The organism is Ewingella allii (genome assembly GCF_044430645.1).
In the GTDB taxonomy this organism is placed as follows: Bacteria; Pseudomonadota; Gammaproteobacteria; order Enterobacterales; family Enterobacteriaceae; genus Ewingella; species Ewingella allii.
Genome location: NZ_JAWUDN010000001.1, coordinates 118,505 through 135,234 on the forward strand (window position 1 = coordinate 118,505; position 16,730 = coordinate 135,234).

At 56.8% G+C, this 16,730-nt stretch carries 12 protein-coding genes and 1 pseudogene; 9 read left to right on the forward strand and 4 right to left on the reverse strand.

Features of this window, described 5'->3' with window-relative positions:
• Positions 1-86: 86 nt before the first annotated feature.
• Complete coding sequence (locus SBO83_RS00580; protein ID WP_396130128.1) at positions 87-8,654, reverse strand: GH36-type glycosyl hydrolase domain-containing protein; 8,568 nt, start codon at positions 8,652-8,654, stop codon at positions 87-89.
• Positions 8,655-8,810: 156 nt separating this feature from the next.
• Complete coding sequence (locus tag SBO83_RS00585) at positions 8,811-9,035, reverse strand: hypothetical protein (RefSeq protein WP_353501205.1); 225 nt, start codon at positions 9,033-9,035, stop codon at positions 8,811-8,813.
• A 152-nt stretch (positions 9,036-9,187) separates the two neighbouring features.
• On the opposite strand from SBO83_RS00585, the pseudogene SBO83_RS00590 reads away from it, so the two are divergent.
• The 6 genes and pseudogenes from SBO83_RS00590 to SBO83_RS00615 all read left to right on the forward strand — a co-directional run.
• Positions 9,188-9,334 (forward strand): annotated as a pseudogene (locus SBO83_RS00590) (LuxR C-terminal-related transcriptional regulator); the annotation flags it as partial.
• A 62-nt stretch (positions 9,335-9,396) separates the two neighbouring features.
• Positions 9,397-10,227, forward strand: a complete 831-nt coding sequence (locus SBO83_RS00595) for an AraC family transcriptional regulator (RefSeq protein WP_396130129.1) — start codon at positions 9,397-9,399, stop codon at positions 10,225-10,227.
• A gap of 119 nt (positions 10,228-10,346) precedes the next feature.
• Positions 10,347-11,321 (forward strand): EamA family transporter, encoded by a 975-nt coding sequence (locus SBO83_RS00600; protein ID WP_396130130.1) that lies wholly within the window; start codon positions 10,347-10,349, stop codon positions 11,319-11,321.
• A gap of 125 nt (positions 11,322-11,446) precedes the next feature.
• Positions 11,447-11,926, forward strand: coding sequence for a 2TM domain-containing protein (locus SBO83_RS00605; protein WP_396130131.1), 480 nt, complete (start codon positions 11,447-11,449; stop codon positions 11,924-11,926).
• Positions 11,927-12,011: 85 nt separating this feature from the next.
• Positions 12,012-12,509, forward strand: a complete 498-nt coding sequence (locus tag SBO83_RS00610) for a GNAT family N-acetyltransferase (RefSeq protein ID WP_396130132.1) — start codon at positions 12,012-12,014, stop codon at positions 12,507-12,509.
• Positions 12,510-12,519: 10 nt separating this feature from the next.
• The gene (locus tag SBO83_RS00615; RefSeq protein WP_396130133.1) at positions 12,520-12,687 is read left to right on the forward strand and encodes a hypothetical protein; all 168 of its coding nucleotides are present in this window, start codon (positions 12,520-12,522) and stop codon (positions 12,685-12,687) included.
• 60 nt (positions 12,688-12,747) lie between these two features.
• Here the strand turns inward: SBO83_RS00615 and SBO83_RS00620 are convergent, their stop codons facing one another.
• Positions 12,748-13,023 (reverse strand): hypothetical protein, encoded by a 276-nt coding sequence (locus tag SBO83_RS00620; protein ID WP_051899391.1) that lies wholly within the window; start codon positions 13,021-13,023, stop codon positions 12,748-12,750.
• Between the two features lie 90 nt (positions 13,024-13,113).
• On the reverse strand, positions 13,114-13,854 hold the full coding sequence (locus SBO83_RS00625) for a DUF3053 domain-containing protein (protein ID WP_396130134.1): 741 nt from the start codon (positions 13,852-13,854) through the stop codon (positions 13,114-13,116).
• A gap of 146 nt (positions 13,855-14,000) precedes the next feature.
• Between SBO83_RS00625 and SBO83_RS00630 the strand changes: the two genes are divergently transcribed.
• The 3 genes from SBO83_RS00630 (at position 14,001) to cspE (ending at position 16,498) form a co-directional block, all read left to right on the forward strand.
• Entirely contained in the window at positions 14,001-15,098 is a 1,098-nt protein-coding gene (locus tag SBO83_RS00630) for a DUF1615 domain-containing protein (protein WP_396130135.1), read from the forward strand.
• 110 nt (positions 15,099-15,208) lie between these two features.
• Positions 15,209-15,934, forward strand: coding sequence for a YnfC family lipoprotein (locus SBO83_RS00635; protein WP_396130136.1), 726 nt, complete (start codon positions 15,209-15,211; stop codon positions 15,932-15,934).
• A 351-nt stretch (positions 15,935-16,285) separates the two neighbouring features.
• A complete protein-coding gene (gene cspE / locus SBO83_RS00640; RefSeq protein ID WP_034788110.1) occupies positions 16,286-16,498 on the forward strand; it encodes a transcription antiterminator/RNA stability regulator CspE in 213 nt (70 codons plus the stop codon).
• Positions 16,499-16,730 lie beyond the last annotated feature (232 nt).

Below are 16,730 nucleotides of genomic sequence, written 5' to 3' on the forward strand. Positions count from 1 at the left end.
GAATAGTCTTAAAGCGGGGAACCGACGTGAGGGGCCTTCTCCTTTTTAGGGAGAAGGCTGAGATACGCTGAAATAGGGAAAGTGAATTACTCTGCCAACCAAACCTCCACCTGATGGTTTACGCCATCATCCCGCACCGGGATCATACCGTCGAATAGAGGTTGCCCGTCCATCACCACCTGATAGCCATTTTCGCCGCGTTTCACCGTGATGTGGTACTGGCTGCTGCCCTGTTGATAGGTCAGGCTGACCTGCGGCCAGTGGGTAGGCAGGCGGGTATGGATGGAGATAAACTCGCCGTGGCGCTTAATGCCCAGCAGCGACTCTGTGATTAGGCGATAGGTCCAGCCCGCTGAGCCGGTGTACCAGCTCCAGCCGCCGCGCCCGTTGTGCGGGTCGACGGTGCAGATGTCGGCAGTGATGACGTAAGGCTCGACCTTGTAACGGTCTACCCCTTCGGCATTCAGGCTGTGGTTGATCGGGTTGATGAGCGACATCAGCTGCCACGCCCGTTCAATATCGCCCATTTCGGCGAAGGCCATTACGGCCCAGATCGCGCCGTGGGTATACTGCCCGCCGTTCTCCCGCACGCCCGGCAAGTAGCCGCGAATGTAGCCGGGGTTTGGCCCGTCGCCGTTAAACGGCGGGGTGAGCAGGCGAATCAGCCCGGCCTGATCATCCACCAAACGGTTATCCAACTGTTTCATCGCCTGCTGGCTGCGTTCGGGGTCGCCCGCGCCGGAAAGTACCGACCAACTCTGGGCGATGGCGTCAATCTGGCACTCATTGTTGAGATGAGAACCCAAGGTTTCGCCGCTGTCGAAGTAGCCGCGCAGGTACCATTCGCCGTCCCACGCGTTATCGTGCAGGTTCTGTTTCAACGTCGCCGCCTGCTGCTGGCACAGGGTGACGATGTCGGATTTGCCCAATCTTTCGGCCAGCGCCGCAAAGCGCTGCAACACGTTGTAGAGGAAGAAGCCCAGCCAGACGCTCTCTCCCTGACCCTTAATGCCGACGTTGTTCATGCCGTCATTCCAGTCCCCCGCGCCCATCAGCGGCAGGCCATTTTTGCCGAAGTTCAGACCATGTTTAATGGCGCGTACCCCGTGCTCGAACAGTGTCTCGTTGAGGTTGCTGAGGGTCGGCTGCTCGTAGAAAGACTCCTCTTCCGGTGCCAGCAGCCGCGCTTCGATATAACCCACCGGCTGGTCGGCAATCGCCACGTCCCCCGTCACGTCAATGTAGTGGCACATCGCCAGCGGCAGCCACAGATAGTCGTCTGAGCAGCGCGTGCGCACGCCGTTGCCTGACGGCGGATGCCACCAGTGCTGGACATCACCCTCGGCGAACTGGCGGGACGCGCAGAGCAGGATCTGTTCGCGCATCCGCTCCGGCGCGGCGTGGGTCAGAGAGAGGGTGTCCTGCAACTGGTCGCGGAAACCAAAAGCGCCGCCGGACTGGTAGTAGCCGCTGCGCGCCATAATGCGGCAGGCCAGCGTCTGGTAAATCAGCCAGCCGTTGGTCAGCAGGTTGACGGACGGCTCCGGCGTGTGGATCTGAATTTTATCCAGCACCTGATGCCAGTGGTGGTGAATGTTGTCCAGCTCGCGGCGGGCCGCGTTTTCATCAAGGAATTGGCGGATCAGCTGTTCAGCGTCCTGCGCGTTTTGCCCAAGGCCGAGGGTGAAGACGAAGGTGCGCTGGTCGCCGTCAATCAGCGTGGTGGCCGACTGCACTGCGCCACAAGGGTCAAGCCCCGCGCCGGTTTTGCCGGACAGACGCTGAAGCTGCATCGCCGCCGGGGCGCGCGGAGAACCGTTGCGCCCCAAGAATTCGCGCCGGTCGCCACTCACCGAGCAGTGAACGCCTGTGACGGCGAAGAAGGCGGTGCGCTCCGATCCATTGCTGCCGTAGTAGTTGGTCGCCAACACGCCGCAGCCTTTGTCCACCGAGGCGCTGCGCGTCATCACGTGCATGGCGGATTTCGCCCGCAGATCGGCCATGATCCATTCGACATAGCCCGTAGCCGACAGCTTACGCGGGCGGCCCGAGCTGTTGCTCAGAGTAAGAATAAACAGCTTCACCGGCGCGTGTTCCGCCACCAGCACGGTTAACTCGCTGTCGATGCCACTCTGGCGATGCTCAAAGCGGCTGTAACCAAAGCCGTGGCGGGTTAAATAGTCGCCGTCGCCACGAACTGGCAGCGGCATGGGCGACCAAACTTCGCCACTCTCTTCGTCACGCAGGTAGAAAGCCTCGCCGGAGCCGTCGGTCACCGGGTCGTTTTCCCATGGCGTCAGGCGATATTCGTGGGCGTTTTCAAACCAGGTGTAAGCCTGCCCGCTTTCGGAGATCACCGTGCCGAAGTTGGCGTTGGCTATCACGTTGGACCAAGGGGCAGGGGTGTTTTTGCCCTCTGGCAGCAGGATTTGGTACTCGCGGCCATCCGGCGAGAAACCGCCTAGGCCGTTGAAGAAGCTCAGCGAGTGAGTGTCAAACTCGCGCGGCGCATGCAGGTTCTTCGGCAGAATCGACATCGGCACCAGCAGCGGCTGAATGTTCTGCGGCTGCTGCATTTTTTGGTTGAACTGGTCAAGCAACCCGCCGTGGCGGTCGTCGAACCAAATGCTGGCGACGCTCATCAGCAGGGTGCGGTCTTCCGAGGTCATGTGCTCGCCTTTGCGCACGAAGATGCCGCCCGGCTTGTCCATCAGGCTCGACTCGGCACCGGCCGCCACGCGGCTCATGATCTCATTGTGCAACTCTTGCTGATAGCCGCCCTGATCGTTACTCAGGATCACCAAATCCACGCTCAGCCCTTTCAGACGCCAGTAGTTATGGGCACGAATCAAATGCGTGACCATCAGGATGTTCTCCGCACTGGTGATCGACAGCAGCACGATCTGCAAGTCGCCGGAGAGCGCGTGGCCCCACAGGCCGGACTGCCCGCGACGGTTCCGACCCAAGGTTTGGGCATCGGCGCGCAGTTCGGCGCTTGGGAACAGCACCGCGCTGGCCAGCCGATTGTAGAAGTTAGCGTCATCCTCATTGGCGTTTATCTGGCGCAAAGTCACCTGACTGTGCGACCAGGCCAGCTCGAACACGCGGTCGGCGATGTTGTGGTCACGGTATTTCTCCATCATCGCCAGACTAAGGTGGCGCTCAGGGGTGATGCCGTAAACCATGTCGATCACCAGCGGCACGCCGGGCTTGAGCACCACCCGCTGGCGGATGGCGACGATAGGATCCAGCACCGGCCCCGCGCTGTTGCCGAGCGTGCCGGGGTTGGCCAGCGCCTGTGGGTCAGCGGAAGTATACCCACGACCAATAAAGGCGGCGCGGTCAGTTTCAAACGAGGTTTCGCGGTCGGTCGGGCCATGAATAGCCAGCATGTGGAACAGCCACGGGCAGGCCTCGTTCTCCTCACGCGGCCTGCGGTGGCACAGAATACCTTCGCGGTCGGGCACTAATTCAGTCTGGATAAACAGATTGCTGAACGCCGGGTGGGTCAGGTCATTGGCGGCGGGGGCCAGCACCACTTCGGCATAAGTGGTTATCTCGATGACCCTCGGCTGGCGGCCTCGATGAGTCAAGGTCATTCGGCGCAGTTCGACGTCATCTTCCGGCGATACCACGATCTTGGTGTGCATGATCAGCTGGCCTTCGGTGCGCTTAAACTCCACGCTGGCGTCGGTAAATACTGCCTGATATTGGCTGGCCTTCAGCCCCAGCGGCTGCCACGCGTTGCTCCACACCTCGCCGGTTTGCGGGTCGCTGATATAGCAGAAGGTGCCACGCTGGTCGCGAGTGGCATCTTCGCGCCAGCGGGTCAGCGCCAGATTGTGCCACGTGCTGTAGCCGCCGCCCGCCTGCGTCAGCATCAGGTGGTAATGGGTGTTCGACAGCAACTGCACTTCGGGAATAGGGCTGTCCACATTGTTGAATTCGCGAATATCCACATTCACCGCCTGTAGCGAACCCTCTACGGATTCAAACTGGCGGCGCGGGCTGTAGAGATCCACGGCGTCAGGCACGCGCTCTTGCAGCAGCAGGCGCGCCGACTGGAATGAGGTATTGGCGGCGAAGCGATCGACCATCGGCGCGTCGAGCAGCAAATGCGACAGCGCGAGGAAGCCCATACCCTGATGGTGCGCCATATAAGAGCGCACAATCACGTAGCTTTGCCCACGGTTGAGGCGCGACGGGGTGTGGTCCAGCGCCTCGTAGAAGCCATACTGGCCGCGCGCGCCCAGCGCCTCCAGCTCGAGCAGGTTGCTACAGGCTTTTTGCGGCTCGACCACCAGCGCCATCAGCGTGGCATACGGGGCGATCACCATGTCTTCGCCCAAGCCGCGCTTCAGGCCCAGGCCCGGCACGCCGAACGCGTGATACTGGTAGTTATGGTTGGGGTCGAAGGAGGCGTAGGCCGATTCAGAAATCCCCCACGGCACGCCGTGCTCGTTACCCCAGTCAATCTGGCGTTTCACGGCGGCGCGGCACATCTGCACCAGCAGGGTGTCGGGATAGCCCGGCATCACCAGCTGCGGCATTAGATATTCAAACATCGAGCCGCTCCACGACATCAGCGACGGCTTTTTGTCTATCTGGGTAAACAGCCTGCCGAGGGCAAACCAGCTTTTCTGCGGCAGTTGGTTGGTGGCAATGGTGAAGTAGTTGGTGAGGCGAATCTCCGAAGGAAGCAGGTCGTAATGACCGCTATCCAGCTTATTAATGTCGCAGTTATAGCCGACACTCAGCAGGCTGGTGGTGGTGTTGTAGAGGAATTTGAAGTCCATCCGCGCATGGTCGGCGAGGCGTTTTTCCAGTTCGCTAATCAGCACCAGCCGCTTACGCGCCAGGGTGACGGTCAGCGCGATTTTGGCCCGGTTCAGCCCCGGCACCTTGCCTTCCAGCTGAGACAGCCAGACTAGCGAAGGCAGCACTTTGCCCCTCGGCTCTTGCTGCATCCAGCCATAAAGCAGCGCCCACTCTTGGCAAAATTCGCTCAGTTGCACCTTGAGCGCACTCAGCCAGCGCACGTCGCCATTGGGTTCTAGCAGCAGCGTCGAGGTCAGAGTCAGCATGGCATTTAGCTCATCGAACACCTGATGCTGCGGCAGTCCGCTGGCGTTAAGCCAGTGCTGGCGCAGTGGCTTGAGGGTTTCCCGTTTGCCGGTCCCCGCGCCGCTTTCCACCAGATAGAGGGTGTCTTCGATCCCCGCCAGTACCTGTTTGATGTCAATCGCGGGCAGATGGCGCAAGGCCGCCAGCCCGGTGCTCAGAGTGAGCAAGTGCCCGGCCAGATTGCCGCTATCGACGCTGGAGATATAGCGCGGATTGAGCGGCGCGAGGGTGCGGGTGTCATACCAGTTATAGAGGTGGCCGCGATAGTGCTCGAGCTTGTCCAGCGTATCCAGCGTATTGGTGGTGCGCAGCAGCAGATCGCCCTGCGTGATATAGCCGAAGTCCATCGCCGTCATGTTGGCCAGCAGCGACAGGCCGATATTGGTCGGCGAGGTGCGGTGAGCAATCACCGGCTCCGGCACCTCCTGATAGTTATCCGGCGGCAGCCAGTTCTCGTCTTTATTCACGAAGGTGGCGAAGAAGGCCCAGGTTTCGCGGGCGGTCTGGCGCAGGAAGCGGCGCTGTTTCAGGTTGATATCCGCCTGAGGTTTGCCCGGCGTTTTGCTCATCCAGCTCAGCAGGCGCGGCGCGAAGAACCACAGGACGCCCAGCGGCACGGCGAGCGTCATATACAGCGGGTTGAAGTGCAGGGTCAGCAGCACAAACAGCACCCCGGCCAGCGGGTTAACCCACATGGCGCGGTAGAAGTTCTCCGGCGACAGCGAATAGCGGGTTTTACTGGCGTCGAAGCTGGCCCACTCATTGAGATGCTTATGGCTGATGGCCAGCCGCCACAGGGTGACGAGGATAGCCTTCAGATTGTAATAGCTCTCGTGCGGCAGGGTACTGAGGGTCAGTAACAGGTGCGACACGCGAGTCAGGGTCGAGGCCAACACGGTTTTGACATGCTGCAACAGCGGGCGTCGCGGACCTTTATTCAGCAGGTCTAACAGCAGCGCCACCGCCGTCGGGAATAGCAGCAGCGTGGCGATAAAGCCCAGCCAGTAGGCCGGATTGGGCACTATCGTGATGGTGCAAAACAGCATCACCAGCAGGCTTGGCGCCACCAGACTGCGGCGCAGGTTGTCGAGCAGTTTCCAGCGCGACAGGGTACTTAGCGGGTTGGCGTGGCGCGTGCCATCGGCCCGCCGCACCCGCAGGCGCAGCCAGTTGAGCAACTGCCAGTCGCCGCGGATCCAGCGCGAACGGCGCGCCGCGTCCACCAGATAGTTGGCCGGATATTGTTCATACAGCACCACGTCGCTCAGCATGCCGGAACGGGCGTAGCAGCCTTCCAGCAGGTCATGGCTGAGTACCAGGTTTTCCGGGCAGGTGTTATGGGTAGCCTGAGTGAACATATCGACATCGTAGATGCCCTTGCCGACAAAAGATCCTTCGCCAAACAGGTCCTGATAGATGTCTGACGACATGGAGGAGTAAGGATCATTGCCCGGCTTACTGCTGCTCAGGGCGGCGTAGCGCCCCTGACCGTAGCGCGGGATCTCCTCGGCCAGTCGCGGTTGCAGGATGGCGTAGCCCTCGACCACTCGACCAAGTTCAGCGTCAAAAATCGGATGGTTGAGCGGGTGGGCCATGGCGGCAACCAGCTGATGGGCCGTGGCGCGGGGCAGCACGGTATCGCTGTCGAGGGTAATAACGTACTTCACCTTGGAGAGCTGTTGCTGAGTGGCACCAATCACGGTGGAGAAGGCGTTGCTCTGGCCACGCAGCCAGTGGTTAAGGGCGCTCAGCTTGCCGCGTTTGCGCTCATAGCCCATCCATACGCCTTGCGACGGGTTGAACTCACTTTCGCGATGCAGCAGGCTGAACAGTCCGTCGGGTGCCTGCGGATAGCGGCGATTGAGCAGCTCGATTTGCGCCGTGGCGTATTCCAGCAGGCGATCGTCGGCGTCGCGATAACGGGTGTTACTGTCGTGAAAATCGGCGATCAGGGCGAAATAGAGGTGAGCACGGGTGTTGCCGAGATAACAGACTTCAAGGCTGTTGACCAAGGCGTCAATCCCCGCGCGGCTGCCGAGCAGGCAGGGAATGACCACCAGCGTGCTGAAGCGTTCGGGGATCTCTTTGGAGAAATCCAGCCGTGGCAAAGGGTGCGGCGTGCGGCTGCGGGTGGTGGCTTCGCTCAGTAAACTCATCACAAACTGGCTACAGACAATCACAATCGGAATAGCCAGCAGCCATAGCGGCCAGGTCATGCCTCGATCGTGGGTGTGCAGCAGCAGATCGGCGGTGAGGGCGGTGATCAGCAGGCTCAGGCTGCCCAGCCATGACAGCAAGGGGGTTTTGTTAAGCTGCTGGCGAAAACGGCTGAGGGCCGAATAGCGGATAACCAGATGCTTCTCGAGCGCATCGCGGCCTTTATCCACCAGAAAATAGCCGACGTGGCGCATGCGGCTGTCCGGCGGCGCGGCTTGGGTCAGGGCAATCACCTGCCGGGCAACGCCGGCTTCATCATAAATACAGTGGCGCGCCAGCATCTCAATCACGTGGCGATAATTATCGCGGGTGTCGAAGTGCATGGTCGGATAAATGCCCGCCGGGTCTTGATGCAAGATGCTCTCCACCAGACTCATGCTTTCGGCGAAGTCCGCCCAGTCCATCTCATTCAACTGGCGCAGGCCAATAATGCTGTTACTGACGGAGAGCTGGCTGACGGCTAACTGCTGGTTGAAACGGGCAATCAGCTCAGAGGTGGTCAGGCCGACCTCGGTCAGACGCTGCTCAATCCAGGTCAACGGCAGGGCCAGCATCGAGCCGTGGCCTTGCAGTCGGCGCACTAACTCGGCGACAAAGGCACTGGTGCGCGGCGGGTTGGTGCGCGCCATGTCGGCGATCACGATGATCAAACGCGCCGGGTCGTTTTCGGCGGTGTCCTGCATTTTGTTCACCCAGCGGTCGGCCAGATTGCGCTCTTGCTGGGCCTTCGCCACGTCGATACTCACTCGCCGCAGATTCTCAATCAGCGCCAGACGCAGCATGCCGGGCAGCGCCCACAGCTCGCCCAGTTTCAGCGGCGTGACTTTCTGGTAGGCGGTCATAAAACGCGTCAGGGTGGTGGCATCCCAGTGGCCGTCGCTGTGGGCGATAACCTCGGTAGCGATGTCATAGATGCGCGGGCAGTTGTGCGGCGCAGCCAGCGCGGGCAGGCCTTTACCGAAGTTTTTCGGCAACAGCTGACGCACCAGGCGAATCTGTTCTTCAATCAGATAAAAGTTATCGAGCAGCCACTCGCCAGCGGGGGCGATGCTTTTTTTGTCGCCCGTGCTGAGGATCTGACAGTTACGCGTCAGCATGGTTTCATTGGCATCCAGCCGTTTGAGCAGGTAATAAGGCGCTTTTTTGCTCGACAGCTTATGGGATTGCGCCAGCTTTCGGCCATAGCGCTCCATCTGATCTACTGAGAATAACTCCGCTTGAATGGCGGAAGTTTCCTGATTTTCTTTCGTACTACCGGCTGAAGCCGGCTGATCTTTATGACTTTTAAACCAATCACTGAACGGGATTTTCACGCAAACATTCCTTATGCGTACGCAAAAGGACAGGCTTAGACACGACGATGTGGGTACGCAAATTGAGTGAAGAAATAGCGAGGAAGCTTCACGGATGAACGGTGTAGAAAATAACCGGTTGGTTTAAGCTTAGCAGTGTTCTGCGTGGTGCTGAGTTTATATTACAGAGTTGCGAATGGGCTTGGCTTTGCCTTTGACGATTTTCAGCGCTTTATCCGGGTCGCCCGCCACAAATTCAAAGGTCGGTGAATAGTAAAAGGGCAGCCAGCCGCCGTAGCCGCTTTCCCATTCCCAACGGACCGGGCAAGGCCACAGAATATCTTCATACATAATGTAGTAAGTCCATCGTCCGTGAGGGCGACGTGGTTTGGGTGTTTTCATAAATTGGCCGGGCGGAGTTCCTACAGGACACAGGTTATATTTTGAACCCCTGAGCCGTAGGTTTCAAGCCTTGTCCCGCGCGCGGCGTCAGACGATCGGACGCGTCCCTCGGGCTTAGCCCACCGCATCAGTGCCTGTGAGCTCAGGGTAAGTCGAACAATGAGATCAGCCAAATCCTCAATCGCAGCCCGAAAACAACCAGTGCGCAGAAGAAAAGCGTGCTGCAAAAACTCAACGTAGGCAGCATTGCCGAACTGATTTCCGTCAGCGCTATTAATCAGCGGGTGAATCCGCTCTGACGTTAAAAATGCTATCCTTATCGGACTCACTTAACCGCCAGTCTGATAGAGGAGGGCAAACGATGCAGGGCGTACCGGAGCTTTTCCCCTACGACAAAGACTGCGCGCAGTTTAAGGCCTTGCCACAGCTGCCCGGCGTGGAGCTGTATCACGCGCACATTGATCGCTATGCTTTTGAGCCTCACTCCCATGAGGCTTTTGGCATTGGCGCCATTGAACAGGGCGCCGAGCGTTTTCGCTATCGCGGCGCTGACCATCTGGCGTCGGCGGGTTCGCTGGTGATGATGAACCCGGATGAGATTCACACCGGCCAGTCGGAAACCGAAGGCGGCTGGCTCTATCGCATGATTTACATCGAGCCGCAGGTGTTTGAAGCGCTGTCCGGCGAACGCGCTCGCTGGTTCACCGACGCCGTGCGTCACGACCCGCGCGCTGCGCGGCAGCTGTCGCAACTGCTTTCCGGGTTGTGGGAAACCGACGATGCCCTGACCCGCGATGGCCTGATGCTGGCGGTGACTGACCTGCTGCGCCCGCACTCTCACGTCGGGCATCGGCTGCGCTCCGAGCCTGCCCACCGTTTTGACCGAGTGACCGAGTATCTGCGGGAAAACTTCGCCAACAGCATCACCCTGGATGAGCTGGCGTCGCTGGTGAGCCTCAGCCCGTACCACTTCCTGCGGAAATTCAAACAGCAGATGCACGTCACGCCGCACCAGATGCTGATGGCAATTCGCCTCAACGAAGCCAAGCGCATGCTGAGTTTTGGCATCCCTGCCGCGCAGGTGGCCTTCAGCGTTGGCCTGACCGATCAGGCGCACCTGACCCGCGCCTTCTCCAACCGCTATGGCTCGACCCCGGTGCGTTATCAAAAGCAGGTCGCGGCCGGTAAATAACCCTCCAATGCGTTAACTCCTCGCTTTACCCTTCTTCGCCAAGTGCGCAATTTCCTACAATACAGCCCCGACGCCTCTCTTTACCCTGACGGCATGTAGATGTTTTCTAGAGGTTAAAAATGTTAAAAGGCGTCCTGTTCGCCCTGGCTTCGGGTTTAATGTGGGGACTGATTTTTGTTGGGCCGATGATTGTGCCGGACTATCCGGCGTCGATGCAGTCCACCGGCCGTTACGTGGCTTTTGGCGCGATTGCGCTGGTGGTGGCGTGGATCAAACGCGACGCGTTGCGCGAGCTGTCGCGCGCCGACTGGATTGAAGCGCTAAAGCAGACGGTGATCGGCAACCTGATCTATTACTTCTTCCTCGCCAGCGCCATTCAGCGCACCGGCTCGCCGATTTCCACCATGATTATCGGCACGCTGCCGGTGGTTATCTCGGTTTCGGCCAACCTGTTTTATGGCCAGAAGGAGGGCAAGCTGTCGTGGCGTAAGCTCACGCCGGCTCTGCTGGTGATTGCGTTGGGTCTGGGGTTGGTCAACGTGGCCGAGCTGAAGGGCAATACCGAGCCGTTTGACCCATGGCGCTACGGCACGGGTATCGCCATGGCCTTAGCCGCGCTGGCCTGCTGGACCTGGTTCCCGCTGCGCAATGCCCGCTGGCTGCGCGAAAACCCGGACAAGTCGCCAATCACCTGGTCGGCGGCGCAGGGCCTCGTGACCCTGCCTCTGGCGACGGTCGCTTTCCTGCTGGTTTGCGCCCAGCTGTCGATCAGCCATTCCGGCATCGCGCTGCCGTTCGGCCCGCGCCCGTGGGTGTTTATCGGCCTGATGATCGCCATTGGCGTGTTCTGCTCATGGGTAGGCGCACTCTGCTGGAACGAAGCCAGCCAGCGCTTGCCCACCGTGCTGCTGGGGCCGCTAATTGTGTTCGAAATTCTGGCCGGTCTGGGCTACGCCTTCCTGCTGCGCCAGCAGTGGCCGCCGCTGATGACCTTAGCCGGTATCGCCTGTCTGGTGATTGGGGTGATTGTTGCAATGCGCATCAAACCTGAGCCGGTGCAGCCACTGGCGCAAAAGAATCTGCATACGCCATAATTAAGCGTCAGCCCGCTTGCGCCCTGATGTCACCTTGCTGTCAGGTCGCTGTCGGGCTTATGTCGTGTTGCTTTTTAGTGTCTGGCTGCATGCTGTTGCGGTGTCCTGTATTTTCTAAAGGTGAAATGATGAATCAGAACCGTATTAAGCAATTAAGGCTCTCCCGCGCCTGGTCGCAGGAGCAGTTGGCCGAGCTGACCAGCCTCAGCGTGCGCACCATTCAGCGTATCGAGAATGGCGAGCAGGCCAGCCTAGAGACGTTGGGCGCGCTGGCCGCCGCCTTTGATATTAAAGTGGCCGAGCTAGTGGGAGAGCAGGGGGCGGCAGGGAGTTCGCCCGATAACGCCCTAGACCTGAATATCGAAGCCGCGCGTCATCAAGTCCGCAGTGAAAGTCGCTTTTACCGAGGTATTATTATCTATCTGCTGGCCAGCGTGCTGCTGATTGTGATTTGCCGCGTGACCTCGCCCGAGTACAACTGGTTCTGGTGGCCGGTGGGGATCTGGGGCGGGTTGATGGTGATTCGCGGTTTGCGGGTATTTGTCCTGCGCGGCTGGTTCAGCCGCTGGGAGCAGGCGCGATTACAGAAAATTTTGCGAAAATAGCCACTTTTTCCACATTTCCTCCCTGCTTTTTTTCTCATTCTGCATAAACTGCTGACAGGGCAGTGAGTTAAATAACGGGGGAGAGATGGCAGCAGAGAGCAAAGTGACGATAGCGCGGTTCGAACCGGAGGATTCTCCGGCGGTCACCGCGCTTATTTTACCGATTCAGAATCAAGAGTTCGGCGTGACGATCACCGCCGAACAACAGCCCGATTTAAGCGACATTCCCGGCTTTTACCAACAAGGTCACGGAGATTTCTGGGTAGCGAAAGTTGAAGATGAAGTGGTTGGCTGTATCAGTCTGAAGGATATTGGCGAGCATCAGGCCGCGCTGAGAAAAATGTTTGTAGCCAAGCCGTGGCGCGGCAGCGAGTATGGGGTAGCAGGTCGCTTACTTGAGACTCTGCTGGACCACGCGCGAGCGCAGAAGCTGCAGGATATTTATCTCGGGACTACCGAAAAATTCCTCGCCGCACACCGTTTCTATGAGAAGAAAGGTTTTGTTGAAGTGGATGCGTCAGCACTTCCGGCGACTTTTCCCCGCATGTCCGTGGACGTGAAGTTTTATCATTTTTCAATTTGAGAATTGAGTGATGTTAAGTTGGCGAAGGATTCAGGTTAAAAAGGCCTTTGTGCTGTTGCTCGGGGCCATGATGTTGACGGGGTGCGTGGCCGATAGCCGTTTGTGGGGATTGATCCCTAACTCGTCGGATGTTTGCGCGCACGGCAAAGACAGTATTACCGGCAATTGTCGCGATTAATCGCGTAAAACGTCAGGCCAGCAGTAAAGCGGCCTGACGTTTTTTATGCGTCGCAATAGCTTAGGCTTTGGTGCCTGGCAGCAGGGATTGCGCACATTTGAACACGTCGTCGCGGAATTTCTTCGAGGCGTCGTCGAGATCTGGCGTGTTGGCCAGCTCGGCTTTGCCCGCGTCGATAGTCTCATTAACGGCGATGGTGAAGGCATTTTCACTCTCTTGGTTAATGACGCTGCCTGCGACGCCGAACAGAATGCGCATGGCAGAAATCTGCACCAGCAATTCGCGGTTTACGCGCTCAAGTTGGTCAATACGTTTTGACTGAATATCGTCGCTCATGGTGCTCTCCTTCAAAGTAGTGGCGCACACCTTAACAAAATTGCGCGGTCAAAAAAAACCGCCATGGGCTGCCAGACGCCGGTTGCGCGATTAATGCACCATTTTCTGCATTTCGCCGCTGAGCTGAATCAGGTCGGCATTCAGCGGGACAAGTTGCTGCTGAATGGCATTGTATTTGTCTAGCGTGGCCTGTTTATCGAATTGCAGCCGATTGCCAGAAATAGTGACGTTTTTGCCCTGCGCCTTGATGAAATCTGCCTTGGCGACCACCAGAGTCAGTACTTTTGGCAATAAGGTGAAGGCCTGCTCAGCCACGGCGCTAGGCTGGACCACCACTTTTTCATAAGCCTGGTCATAGACCTTTTTCAAATCATCCGGCTGCTTCAACGCGGCGTGACGGGTGTCCGCCTGTTTGCGCAGTACCACCAATTTTTCCCGCCAGTTGCTGCTGCTCTCCGCCATTTTTTGCAGCTCATCGCGTTTTTCCAGCAGCTTGTTCACCGTCACGGTTTCATTCAGGCTGGCGAACACCGGCCCCAGCGACGCATTCATCTCTTCACTCATCTGGCGATGAAAATCAGTGATCAGCCCATAGTCATCACTGTATTTGCCGAAATCTTTACGTTCTTCTTCGGTCAATTGTGGCACGGCGACGGTTTGCACCGCCAGAATCCGAGTCTGTAAGAAGTCGATAAAGGCTTTGCGCTGGGCGGGCTCTTTATCGCCACAGCCGCTGAGGCCAAGCAGCAGGGCCAGCATAATGAAAGGCAGCAGCAGATAATGCAGGGCGATGCCCCGACTTGATGAAAAGGGCAAAGATGACGTGTGCATTGAAATTTTCTTCCTTATTTGAAACATTTCAACCTACAAACATAGACTATAACCTCTGCAACGCGTATTGCGTTGCGCATTCCTGCCAGTGGGCAAGGCTCTTCACCTGCTCTCGGCGGGATAACGTAATGATCAACAGGGAAACTATGATCCGACGTAAAAGTAAGTACTGGCTTTCACTCACTGCCTTGCTCGTTCTGGCAGGGTGTAGCACCAAGAAGCAGTCGGAGACGGCAGTAACTCGCCCGGCGGACACCAAAGCACAGATAGTTCGATTGATGCCGGCTAGCGTGCCTGACCGTCAGGGCTGGGCGACGGATATCACGGCGGCTTTTAGCGCGCAGAACATTGCGCCGACTACCGAGAACATCTGCTCGGTGCTGGCGGTGGCGCAGCAAGAGTCAAACTTTAGCGTCGATGCGCCGGTGCCGGGGCTGGGGAAAATTGCCTGGAAAGAGATCGATAGGCGCGCCGACGCGGTGCATGTGCCTAATTTTCTGGTCCACACCGCGCTATTAATAAAGTCGCCAAATGGTAAATCCTACAGCGAGCGATTGGACAAAGTGCGCAGCGAAAAAGAGCTGAGCGCGATTTTCGATGATTTCATCAGCATGGTGCCTATGGGGCAGAAGCTGTTTGGCAATCTCAACCCGGTACACACCGGCGGGCCGATGCAGGTGAGCATTGCCTTTGCCGAAGCCCACGCCAAGGGCTATCCGTATCCTATCGACGGGAGCATTCGCCACGAAGTGTTTAGCCGCCGTGGGGGGATCTATTTCGGCACGCTGCACCTATTGGGCTATCCGGCCAATTACAGCCAGACGCTTTATCGCTTCGCGGACTTCAATGCCGGTTGGTACGCCAGCCGCAACGCCGCATTCCAAAGCGCGGTGAGCCGCACTTCCGGCATTCCACTGGCGCTCGATGGTGATGTCATCAATTACGGCACGGATAAGGCTGGCTCTACCGAGCTTGCCGTGCGGGTACTTGGCAAACGGCTGGGAATGAGTAATTCTGCTATTCGCCGCGCATTGGAAAAGGGTGACTTGCCGGAGTTTGAGCAGACCTCCCTCTATAAGCAGGTTTTCGCCTTGGCGGATAAAATGGCTGGTAAGCGCTTACCTCGCGAAATACTGCCGGGTATTCAGCTAGAAAGCCCGAAAATTACCCGTAAACTCACCACGGCGTGGTTTGCCAAACGGGTCGACGAGCGTCGGCAGAAATGCGTCGCCAGCGCAGGCTAAAACGTAAATTTTATTCGACTGGTTTTGTGACAGCGCAGAGCGATAGGTCCATGGGCGCCTGCATAATGATCGTGTTGGTTTGAACCTCAATCCTTAACCGAGAATTTTACATGAAGAATGTCGCCGCCCTGACGCTATCCACGCTGTTCCTTTATGGATGTGATACGCAAGCCAGCCTCGAGCCGGTAAACCCGATTTTTTCCAGCTACTCCAATATCTTTGGCTTCGAGCCGATTCGCGGCAAAGTAAAAAGCTTCCTGCAACAGCAGCATGATGAGCAGGGCAAAGTCAGTTCCTTGTTTCAAGGCGCGCTATCGGCAACCGGCTGTTTTAATGAGTTAAAAGTGGTAGCACCCCTGATGGGGCTGGATGTCGATCTGCTCAAAGAGGGCAACTTTCTGGTGAATCGAGGAGATAAGCAGAAGCGTTATGCTTTGAAAGATAACTGCTTACCCGAACGGGATCTCACCGACGACACGCGCTATGAAAGCAATGATAAAGGCTATGTCACGGCTGCTATCAACGAAAAAGATACGAGTAAAAACAGTTATTTTGAGTATGACGCCTCGGGATTCCCTTCGAAAATATCTCAACCGACGCCGACCGGGCCTTTTGTCGCCATCATTAAAGCGACAGAATCCGAAGAGAAAAAACGCAATAACACCATCGAAACCCGAGTTAAAGATGTCCTGCTTGGGGAAGTGATCACCCGCTGTGACTATGATGATCACTTCAACGCAACTCACTGTAAGATAACCAGTAAGTCAGCAGAAAAAGACAAACCTTTGCCGAAGAGACTCGATGATCCCGAGACAACTACGATAGAGTATTACTAAAAAGACGAGGGAGCAGAGGGGCATAAAAAGGCTTTCAACCTGCTTAATTTATTCTCTGTGATTAGCCGTCTGGCAGTATATATCGCTGTAGAATAAAAACCGCCTAAATAAAGTTAATCTGAAATAAAGCTTGCGTCTAAAAGTTATCTATGTGTAAATAGCGTCAACGGTTTGTCGTTAAGACCTATTTATGAAAGACATTTTAGTAAAGCAGTTCCTAGTTCAAGTGATATAGCAAATCTCTTCTCCGACGAATTTTCTTCTCTAGTGCCCCCATAAGTAACTCATAATAAAAACAGACCCTCATTGCCCTATGGCATCTAAAAAATAAAATTCAAGAAGGTATTTCTTATGTCTAATAAAATGACTGGTTTAGTAAAATGGTTTGATGCTGGTAAAGGTTTTGGTTTTATCAGCCCTGCAGACGGTAGCAAAGACGTGTTCGTTCACTTCTCTGCAATCCAGAGCAATGATTTCAAAACCCTGGATGAAGGCCAAAACGTTGAATTTACCATTGAAAATGGTATGAAAGGCCCTTCAGCTGGCAACGTAGTCGTACTGTAACAATCGTCTGTCATAATGGTTTTAACCTGCAATAGCGATGATGGGCCAGACCCGGAGCAGACAGGAAAATAATTAAGACAGCGTTACAACGATTAAAATAAACCTCGATGAAAATCGAGGTTTATTGCTCTCTGGAGCATGAAAAAATTTCCGAATATATTATTCACTGTTCGTTCAATAAAATTACCGTTTACCAACAGAAAAGACGATTTACGAATTATCCTAACAATTA